At 42.0% G+C, this 10437-nt stretch carries 7 protein-coding genes; all 7 read right to left on the minus strand.

Going from position 1 to position 10437, the window contains the following annotated elements:
• Positions 1-39 precede the first annotated feature (39 nt).
• The gene (locus CCS90_RS00825) at positions 40-957 is read right to left on the minus strand and encodes a hypothetical protein (protein WP_099017616.1); all 918 of its coding nucleotides are present in this window, start codon (positions 955-957) and stop codon (positions 40-42) included.
• Entirely contained in the window at positions 923-2386 is a 1464-nt protein-coding gene (locus CCS90_RS00830; RefSeq protein ID WP_099017617.1) for an MBOAT family O-acyltransferase, read from the minus strand. Before CCS90_RS00830 ends, CCS90_RS00825 begins: the two co-directional genes overlap by 35 nt.
• Positions 2387-2448: 62 nt before the next feature.
• Positions 2449-3252 (minus strand): hypothetical protein, encoded by an 804-nt coding sequence (locus CCS90_RS00835; RefSeq protein WP_099017618.1) that lies wholly within the window; start codon positions 3250-3252, stop codon positions 2449-2451.
• Positions 3253-3554: 302 nt separating this feature from the next.
• Positions 3555-5681 carry an FG-GAP repeat domain-containing protein gene (locus tag CCS90_RS00840; RefSeq protein WP_099017619.1) on the minus strand — a complete coding sequence of 709 codons (2127 nt, stop codon included), beginning with the start codon at positions 5679-5681 and terminating at the stop codon, positions 3555-3557.
• Positions 5682-5752: 71 nt separating this feature from the next.
• The gene (gene yoaA / locus CCS90_RS00845; RefSeq protein ID WP_099017620.1) at positions 5753-7669 is read right to left on the minus strand and encodes a DNA repair helicase YoaA; all 1917 of its coding nucleotides are present in this window, start codon (positions 7667-7669) and stop codon (positions 5753-5755) included.
• A 10-nt stretch (positions 7670-7679) separates the two neighbouring features.
• The gene (locus tag CCS90_RS00850; RefSeq protein ID WP_099017621.1) at positions 7680-8171 is read right to left on the minus strand and encodes a tetratricopeptide repeat protein; all 492 of its coding nucleotides are present in this window, start codon (positions 8169-8171) and stop codon (positions 7680-7682) included.
• Positions 8172-8216: 45 nt separating this feature from the next.
• Positions 8217-10271, minus strand: coding sequence for a transglycosylase domain-containing protein (locus CCS90_RS00855; RefSeq protein WP_133566433.1), 2055 nt, complete (start codon positions 10269-10271; stop codon positions 8217-8219).
• Positions 10272-10437 lie beyond the last annotated feature (166 nt).

The following is a 10437-nucleotide window of genomic DNA, read 5'->3' on the forward strand; positions in this document are numbered from 1 at the left end:
CTCCTTTTTGGATCATCGGTCGGTTGATAAATAGCAACATCAGTCAAAACACGCCCCCAAAACAGACGCAGCGAATTCTTTACTTGCGCTGGGTGTAATGTGGTCTTGATTAATGAAATATTCTTTTGGATAATTGGTATTCAATTGATGGTGACCGACATGCGTAATTCCATATTCACTTGATACATCAGTAAAAAAAGCCATGGCAGCATCGAATGCCGCCAATTCTCGACTGTATGTTAAATACAATTCCGATACAGGCGGTGTCACCATACAAACTTCAGCCCCTTTTGATATTAAAAACTCAACCATTTGTCGGTATTTGGCTTGAAATTCTTTTGATTCATCAGAATCCATATATGGTAGGTGGTGTTTGACTCTGGACCGTGTTTTTTGTTGCCTTTGTTGGTCCGTTAACTTTAACCAGTACTGGCTGTTGGCCCTCAAGTCCTCATCATTGCTGGCATGGTAAGCAGCCATGATTTGATCCATCGAATCGAATGCACTCATAAACTCTGTTATGCCTCTTTCAAATACATACAACTTAAATGGTGTTGAAACAATGTTGAAATATTGGTCATATCTTTGGGTGTTTCTTTCCAGTTGTGGTTTGGCAAATAATTGTGGTGAAGCTTGAATGACTACTTTTCCTGGATGTTTGTCCAACAAATAATTTCTCAACACAATGTCCACAGCCGGGATTGGGTTGCCACGTTTTGCCAGGTTGATGAAACTCTTTTCAGCCACAAAGGCTCGGTACATTTGAGAGTCTCCTGCCACCACATCTGTCAATTTACTTTGATAAACGCGATCAATCAATTGCGGCGTCGACCTTGGCATTTTTACAACCACAGCTCTTAGAAACCATTCAGCAGTCACAACGAACACCACTAAACTGATGCCCAGTGAATAACAAAATATTTTAGAAAAACCTGTAAATGAACTCTGAGTATCCATTGGTCATGATCTTATAAAGTGAATAGTACAGTAGACAAATCCCGCCCAACAACCAAAATATATTGGCTTGCCAGTATGCTGATTTGATGTCATTTTGTTGATGTTGATAACCAAGTATTTGTTGCGTATTAGGGAAGTATTTAACCACAAATATTAACCCAAAAACCAAAATAAATAATCCCAGCGATGCATTTGTATTGAGGGTACTGGGGGCACCCTGAATTGGGCCACTTAAGCCAAACATCACTTGTAGTAAATCAAATCCATCATTTACAGACTGCACACGAAATACCACAAAAGCCAACACCACTGCAATGAAAGTCAAAGGCCATGCCAATATTTTCACATAAGGCTGTAAAACAGTGGTCTTATATTGAGGAAAATGTAGCAAAAAATATCGAAACACATGGTTGATAATTAAATACAAACCATGAAGCATGCCCCACAATACAAAGGTATAGGCAGCGCCATGCCACAATCCACCCAATACCATGGTTATGAACAGAAAAACCAATTTAAGAACTACGCCTTTTCTGTTTCCACCCATTGGTATGTATAAATAGTCTTTCAAAAACCTAGAAAGAGTCATGTGCCAGGTTCGCCAAAAGGCAATGATGCTTGATGATTTCAATGGTGAATTGAAATTCAACGGCAAAAATATTCCAAACATCAAGCCCAATCCAATGGCCATGTCTGAATAACCAGAAAAATCAAAATACAATTGCAAAGTATAGGCAACCGCTGCCAACCAAGCATCCATCATTGAAACATTTAAGCCAATGTTGTCATTGTCGAAAACTTGAATGACAAAGGGCGACAACTCATCTGCCACGGCGACTTTTTTAAATAGGCCAAGAATAAAGAAGGTCATGCCAGCGGCCAACCATTTGTAATTCAACCGATGCTTTTGTGAAAATTGCGGCATCATTTCTGCATGATGCACTATGGGTCCAGAGATTAACTGGGGGAAAAAAGTGATGAACAGCACGTAAGACTTGAATGAATAATTGGCAATTTTTCCATGATAACTGTCAACGATATAAGCAATTTGTTGAAAAGTGACAAAGGAAATGGCCAAGGGCAAAGCCACTGCGTAAACGGAAGGTTCAATAATACCTAAGTGACTGGCCACATCAATAAAAAAGTTGATGTATTTGAAATAAAACAGCAGCGTTAAATTAATAACTATACCTAAGATCAGGACTTGCTTAGATTTTCTTTGATGTAAAAAAGTGGATACCCAATAGTTGAATCCGATTGAAAAGAAAATCAATGCCAAGTATTCAACTTTCCACCAGGCATAAAAAAACAATGAAGCAAAAACCAGAAATAATTTTGCGTGTTCTGTATTGAATTTATTGACCAACCAATAGCCCCAAACAACCAGAGGCAGGAATATCAGAATGAAAAATAAGGAGTTAAATAACATAAAAAAAACCTGCTTTATTCAAGCAGGTTTTCGTTCATTTAAATAAATTTAATTAAATGTATTTATGGGTTAGTTGGAGTACAAGCTCCTCCACCGATAAATGTTTGTCTGCGTGATTCAAACTCATCAAAGTAGTAAGTTTGACCAGCAGCAATACTTTCATGTACGCCCATTTGACCAATTCTGGCTAAGTTGATACCTTTGAATTTAGCAGCTGGCAAACTAAGACCTGTTAAATCTAATACAGGTGTATCAGTTTCATCATTTGCATCAATCCAAACTTTCAAGTGACCTGTGTTGTTATCACCAAACAACAAATCATACTCTAAACGGAAAGGTGCATCAGGTACTGGGAAGTTAAATACATTTCTTCTGTTGGCACCTGGTTGGTTGTCATCACGAACATAACCAATGATTCTGTAATCAGGAGTAGTCATGTCTGCATTGGTGTTATCAAATTTCAACATCAAGTTATCAAAACCAAAACATTGATCAGGGCCTGCAGGTGAACCACATGAAGCGATATGAATTTTCATTCTTCTTTCTGTACCAGTAGATGGCAACTCTACGCCATTGGGGTTAAAACAGAAAGATGTTCTGTATCTCAGCTCGGAACTTGGACTGTCATCTTGTACCCAATGACGAGCTGCACCACCTTGTTGCTCTTCAATTGCCAATTGCAATCCACAAGCAGTACCATTGTGTGCTGCCGCTGCAGTCACGTCTAATTTTCCAGTTGGGTTTTGAACCAACGACCACACGCCGTCAACATTGGTGACGTCACATGAAGGACCGCCAGCTAAACTGGCTGCACTGAAAAATAAAGTTGCGGTTAACAACCCTGTTTTTTTTATAATTTTATTCATAAGTTCCTCGTAAAATTTAAATTTGTTATTGAGTAAAACGCATTGTTTATATACTTTCGGTCAAAATATTTTAATTAATTTTTTTCAGCGTGCTTTAAGTCAAGATTGAGACGTTTTACTGCTGATAAATAGCCTCATACATCCAGCATATAATCCACCGACACAAACCACATCAAGATGTCCTGATGTCAAGACAATTGAATGATTGTCAAGGAGTATAATAAACATCAAATAACAGTTCAAGGTTTATTCAATACATTCAGCTGTCAGGCTGGTGAACTGGCTTGACTTGACACGTAAAGTTAAAGCGGGTCAAAACCAGTGGTAAAAATCCGGTCATTGGTTAACTGTGCAAGCCAACCTGAAATGATTGACCCGGTATAAACTTGTCTGCTTAAAGCGTCTATGTATATGGATGAGACTCCAATGTGATTAGTAACAACAGGCTCTGTTTTATTGACTTGGGAATAACCTGTAATTGAATACAAGGTTTGTGCGACAGAAGACGCCACATAAAAAACAGGGTCACCTTCAATGGCGAATAGGTTTCTTGGGTTCACAATGTCATCTAACAAAACAATGGGGTTGAACATTGATTCGGTCATATTTTCAAACTTAATCACCAAGTCTCCTCTGGCAAAAGAGCCCAAGACATCAGAAAATGCTGAATCTGCTCCCGCAACCAACGCCAGTTCATAAGGTCTGTTCATGTTTTCAATCAATTTAAGCTCTGTAAAATCAGCAGTGTTATTCACATACAGAGAGACGTCACCTGAAAAGAAGTTAGCGACCATCAAATCAATGTCCCCATCATTATCAAAATCACTGGCCACAACGTCATTGGGCGCATCGTTGGCCTGATTGATGGTGTGTACCGTGAATGTCAGACCCATTCGATCAAACCACCTCACAGCATCATCAGAACCAGAGGTTCCAATGATATCCAATTGTCCGTCACCATTGATATCAGCCACTGCTACAGCGTTGGCAAACGGCGCTCCAGAGTAAATCACTGTGGTTTCAAACTCAGCACCACCTGAATTCCTGAACCAATAAAACCCACCCGCATTTGAGGCCGCCACCACGACATCAAGTGCGCCGTTTTCATCAACATCAACAACCAATACGTCTGCTGCACCACCAATGTTTTCTGCAATAACATGGCGCTTGAAACTCACGCCGTCATACCATTGAACCACCCCATCTCTGAAACTGGTTGCAACAATATCTGCTACGCCGTCTCCATTGATGTCACCTTTTGCAATGGCACTCACGCCCTCTGGAAAGTCTTCCCAAACCACCTCTTCATCGCCCAGTGAATTGGCGGTGTACAGCAGGTTTCTGTTTTCAAAGTATGCTTGGGTTAATATTTTCATTCCTCCATTGAATTCGAATGTGGCGGCTTGGACAGATACATAGCCATCTCTGGAGTTGGCAATCAATTGTTTATTGGCTCCGCTCAGGTCTTGTGTGTAAATGTGGCCAACACGATTGGCTACTGCAATAAGTTCACCTTGCTGATCATTGTCAATATCAGCACAATGCAGTGCATTGACCCCTGGTAAATCTTGGTCAATGACGGCGCCACTGAAAATGCCACCACCTGAATTGATAAACAGATAAACCGCGTCATCAGCGGTGGCAGAAACCACCACATCCATGGCATCGTCACCATTGGCATCACAAGAGGCCAAGTACCTGGTGCCTGACATTTGGTTGGTGATTAATTGTTCAACAAACACCCCATCGCCTTGATTCTCATACAACCTGATTGAGCTGTCTTCTTCGGATGCCACCATGAAATCCAGAGCAGTTTCATTATTGAAATGATCTACCACCAACTTCCTGGGTCTTAACACCGACTCAGCGAGGATGGCTGTACCAAACCCGCCTGTATTATCTTGTGGGTGAAAAAACACTGCGTTCAACTCAAAAGAAATGCTGATCACATCCATCAATCCATCGTTGTTAAAATCTCCGGCTTGGGCATCTGTGGGTAACAATATATTGGAAGCTATGATTTGTTTTCGATAGCCACCGTCATCCGCAATCAATGCGATGATTTCATGGGTTTCAATCGAAGGTACCAAAAAATCGACCTCACCATCTTGATTTAAATCTGTAGCTGACACCCGGAAAGCCCCTGGTACTTCCTTGGAAACATACAATTCTTCGAAGACCAAATTAACCAGGTCCTGGCTGGCGCCTTGATTGATGTATGCGCGCAAATGCCCATCCTCTATAGACGCAGAGACCACGTCCATAAAACCATCATGGTTGATGTCAACAGCAATGGAATCAACGATTCCTATTTGTGACGGGCCATGGATATTGTCTAGCACCCAGCCAGCTGCCACCTGCTGGGCAAATCCGGGAGCCGATAGCCACAACTGCAAATACAAAAAATAATGAAGAAAACGATTTGTCATGTCAGTGAAAATAACACAAGTCGGCTTATTTTTCTGTGAATATTAAGCCTATTTAATTTGACTTGGCAATATTATTTCAGTGCAGACAAAAAATCCAAAGCTTCTTGTCGTTCATGGCTGATTTTCATGTCAGGCAGAGAATTCAAAAAAGTAGAGCCATAGCCTTTGCTGGTGATCCTGCGGTCACAGATGACCAACACGCCACGGTCATCTTCGCCGCGGATAAGGCGACCAGCCCCTTGTTTTAAACTGATGATGGCTTTGGGAATTTGGTAATCAAAAAAAGCCTTGCCTCCATTTTTATTGATGTGCTCGATTTTGGCTTTCAACACAGGTTCGCTGGGGTGAGCAAAGGGCAATTTATCGATGATGACGCAACTTAAGCTGGCGCCTGAAACATCCACACCCTCCCAAAAACTGGCAGCACCTAATAACAATCCATTGCCTGATGCGCGAAAATCTTCCAACATTTGGTTGCGATCTCCTTCACCTTGAACAAACAAGGGGCGATCGACTTGATCACGAAAATGATAAGCCGCCATTTGTAAAGAGCGGTGGGATGTGAACAAGAAAAACACCCCGCCTTTGGCCTGATTTATGATCGGTGTCACATAATCAAACATGGCACGATTGAATTCAAAGTCGTTGGGTTCAGGCAAGGTTTTTGGTAACAGCATCAAAGCCTGCTTAGGGTAATCAAATGGACTGTCCAACAACAATGTTTCGGCTGGATCAAAACCCGTTTGAGATTGAAAATGAGCGAAGGAATGGTTCACTGTCAAAGTGGCTGAAGTCAGCACCCAACTGGTTTCTAATGGCGCCCTGAATTCTGACAAGGGATCGGCAATTTCCAATGGGGATTTATGCAATGCAAAATATTTTTCCCGAGCCTCAAACCAATAAATATAGTTCGACTCCTTTTGCTGCATCATGTCTTCCAACATCATCTTCAGTGCGTCCAAGCGCACATAACAGTTTTGTAACCCCGTGCTTTGTACCACCAAGGGCTCCAATGCGGTAATCAGCAAATTCATTTGATGCAACAGTAAATCAAAGGCTTCTATGACGATTTCTGTTTGGAATAAACGTTTGCTGCTTTCCCTTTCCGGCATTTGACTCATCACCAACAAAGTGTCTCTTAAAGACCTTTTCATTTGTTCATGAGGTTCGCTGATGGCGGCAAAGGCAGCATCAACTTCGCCGGCTTCGGTTAACAGGTCATTCAATATATCCGTACATTGTCTTGAGCTGAATAAATGGCTGAAAAACCGCCCTGCAATTTCAGGAATCTGATGTGACTCATCCAATACAATCACATCGGTTTTGGGTAACAACTCACCAAAGCCACCTTGTTTGATGGCCATATCCGCAAACAACAAATGGTGATTGATTACCAACAGATCTGCTTCCAAGGCTTTGCGACGTGCTTTATAGACAAAACAGTCGTTGTAATGATCACACTCTGAACCCAAACAATTTTCTGGATTAGATGTGATGTTCATTAACAGCATCCGGTTCTCAACTTGATTTATAAACTCAGAGACTTCTCCTCTGATGCTGTTATGAATCCAGTTTTTCAAGTATTTAAACAAAGGTTTGTTTTCGGGAAATCGACTGACTGGCATCACAGCAGCCTTGTGGTAACGATGTAAACAAAGGTAATTACTGCGTCCTTTTAACAACCTGACCTTAGGTTTAATCGATAACAATTCCAGTAATTTTGGGATGTCTTTACTGAACAGTTGATCTTGTAATGTTTTGGTGCCTGTGGAAACGATGATTTTTTTGCCCGACAACAAAGCCGGAAGTAAATAAGCAAAGGTTTTACCGGTTCCGGTACCCGCTTCTGCTATCAAGACTGATTGGTCTTCAATGACTTGAGAAATTTTTTCAGCCAACTCTATTTGCTGGGGTCTGGACTTGAAGCCGGGTAATTTTTCTTTAAACAGGCCGTTTTCACCCAAAACTTCGCTGATTTTCATAGACATGATAAAGGCCTCAGTACCGAGGTGCGCTGGATTGACTGCAAGAATCGATGGCCTCTAAAGCCGCTGCCTGGGTTTCTACATCGTTCAACATTTCAGCCGCCAGTGCCAAAGTTCTTCTGGCCCTTTCACAAATAGGACCATGAGCCGGGCCGTCTTGCACCACCCGGTTTGACCAATTAAAAGCGGCTTGATAATTACCTTCAGACAAATAGACTTCAGCCAAGTGTTGATGCACGGTGGCTGAGGTGGGACTGATGCTTAAGGCTCGGCTGAGGGTTAAAACTGCGGCTTTGATCAGCCCCTGCTCTATTTGCTCATCGGCTTCCTTAATCAATAATTGGACCGCTTCTGGAACCATTGGAGCTATTTGGATGACCGATGACGAGTGATCAGATGGATCGCGAACATCGTCGTTGATATCAATAGGCTTCCTTTGGCTACAATGGCTCAAAGCAAGGATTAAAATAGCAGCCAAAATACCGCGATATAAGCAAAAATTCATAACCGCTCATCTTATCTGCTTAGTCAAATTCTCACAAGACAATGGTCACAAATTCATGAATAAATGAGACCACAATATCAACGCACCATTGCTGCCTGAGTACGGTGTGGGTTTATTGTCATCTCGGCCCACCCATACGGTAACCAATAATTCTTGATTAAAACCTGAAAACCAACTGTCTCGACCTTTGTTGGTGGTCCCCGTTTTTCCAAACATCGGTTGAGGTAAATTAAACTTCTGGGTCACTTTATTCGCTGTGCCCTCTGTGGTGATGGCATGCAACGCTCGGTTGATTGCATCAATATGAGCCGTCTTTGGTTGTTTTTGTCTGACTTGCTGACTTTGACTTAACAATTTGCCATTGCTTTGGGTGATGTAATTCACGGCATAAATTTGTTGATTTTTACCTCTGGAAGCAAACAGTCCAAACAGGTGCTGTACTTCAAATGGCGTTAAATCGATCGCTCCCAAAAACAAGGAAGGATGGTCGCTCCTGTTGATGTTTAAACCCAGTTGGGTCAAATAGGCAATGAAGTTATCCAAACCAACCTTAAGCCCAAGGTCAACTGTGGCTTGATTTCTTGAATAAATCAAGGCTCGCTCGGCTGAAATTTCACCCCAACTTTGTTGGTCCCAGTTTTTGGGCTGCCACAATTTGCCATCCGTGGTGGTTACTGTCAATTCACTGTCATTCAACGGTTGTTGCAAATCGAACCCAGGCAGTAACTCTAAACCTGCCAAATAAACCAGCGGTTTAATCAAAGAGCCGATTTGTCTTTTCGCCAATAAGGCACGGTTGTAGTGCGACTTGGCATTCTTCGAGCCAGTGATTGCCAACAACTCGGCATTTTGGGCGCCACTGACCACGATGGCGCTTTCGACATCTGTGGAAAGCCATTGATTGGTGTTTTTAGCGGTCTGAGTGGTTTTGTATTGAATGTATGGGTCCAAATAAGTAAATATTTTTAAACCTTTTTGTTTCAAGTCTGACGGACTGAATTGAGACCTGAGTTGGCGCTTAACCACATCCATATAATCTTCAAAATCTGTTTTCAGTCTGCGATGTTGGGACAAGCCCAAAGGTTGTTGCGTGGCTGATTGCCATTGATTTTTCCCAATCACCCCTGTTTCATACCATGTATTCAATACCAAGTTTCGACGCGCTGTGGCCCTTTGGGCTTGTTTAAATGGGTTGTACCATGAAGGGCCTTTGATGATTCCAACCAACAAGGCTTGTTCAGCAACGCTCAACCGAGTGACCGGCTTGGCAAAATAATACTCCGCTGCTTCCACCACACCATGAATCGACACTTTACCGTCTTGCCCCCAATAAATTTCATTGAAATACATTTCTATGATGGCCTTCTTGTCGAGCTTGGTCTCTAACAAAGTAGCAGCCAAGGCCTCATGAAGCTTTCTTAACAAACTGTTGTGATTGTACTGCAGCTTGTTTTTCACCAGTTGCTGTGTGATGGTACTGCCACCCTGAACCACCTCTCCTGCCAGTATGTTTTTAATCGCTGCACGTAATATACCGAACCAAGAAACACCATGGTGTTCACTGAAAGACCTGTCTTCCACAGCTTGAAGCCCTGTGACCATGGTGTCAGGAATTTCTTCCACTTTGATGGGCTGCCTGTTTTCTAATCCAGCGGAAAAGAAATGACCAATGACCTTGGGTTCAAGTCGATATAGGTCTGGTGAGATCGATTCAACCACACCATTTGCCAACTTCAGTTTAAGGCGCCGGGGAACACTGCCACCCTCTGCAAAATCAAATCCTTTGGTGTAAATGTCAAAACTGGATTGGAACCGTTGATACTGCCCCAGTTTTGGGGTGTTTGACACTTGAATATAACCCAATGAGTCAAGCTCAAACATCAAGGCCTGAGGGCTTATTTTTTTATTTTTATACAACTCCAACGGCCTTGCGTAAACCACAGAAGGGACATCCCATCGTTCGTTGACAATAGAGTTTGTAACATGATTGATGTAAAAGTACCATGGAACAACCAGGCCCAACAACACCCCAAAAAAGTACAAGCTGCTGCGCAGGATCCAGAATTTAAATGGCTTTTTTGGTGGGTTTTTATGGGTCACAAACGATCAGACAGGGTTCAAATAAAATCAGCGCTCATATTAACATGAGATTTTATATTCATTGAACCCAATGGTTATTTATATCAGCCAAACAACATCAAGTTCTGACGAAAACACCACCCAAACAAACTTTTTAGTCAACGCAAATTAAACCACACAAAAGCCT

It is taken from the genome of Marinicella litoralis (assembly GCF_002591915.1).
Taxonomy (GTDB): Bacteria; Pseudomonadota; Gammaproteobacteria; order Xanthomonadales; family Marinicellaceae; genus Marinicella; species Marinicella litoralis.

Excerpts from the sequence above, each read along its gene's own strand:
- CCS90_RS00825 (WP_099017616.1), bottom strand. The coding sequence starts at position 957 with ATGGATACTCAGAGTTCATTTACAGGTTTTTCTAAAATATTTTGTTAT.
- CCS90_RS00830 (WP_099017617.1), bottom strand. The coding sequence starts at position 2,386 with ATGTTATTTAACTCCTTATTTTTCATTCTGATATTCCTGCCTCTGGTT.
- CCS90_RS00835 (WP_099017618.1), bottom strand. The coding sequence starts at position 3,252 with ATGAATAAAATTATAAAAAAAACAGGGTTGTTAACCGCAACTTTATTT.
- CCS90_RS00840 (WP_099017619.1), bottom strand. The coding sequence starts at position 5,681 with ATGACAAATCGTTTTCTTCATTATTTTTTGTATTTGCAGTTGTGGCTA.
- yoaA (WP_099017620.1), bottom strand. The coding sequence starts at position 7,669 with ATGTCTATGAAAATCAGCGAAGTTTTGGGTGAAAACGGCCTGTTTAAA.
- CCS90_RS00850 (WP_099017621.1), bottom strand. The coding sequence starts at position 8,171 with ATGAATTTTTGCTTATATCGCGGTATTTTGGCTGCTATTTTAATCCTT.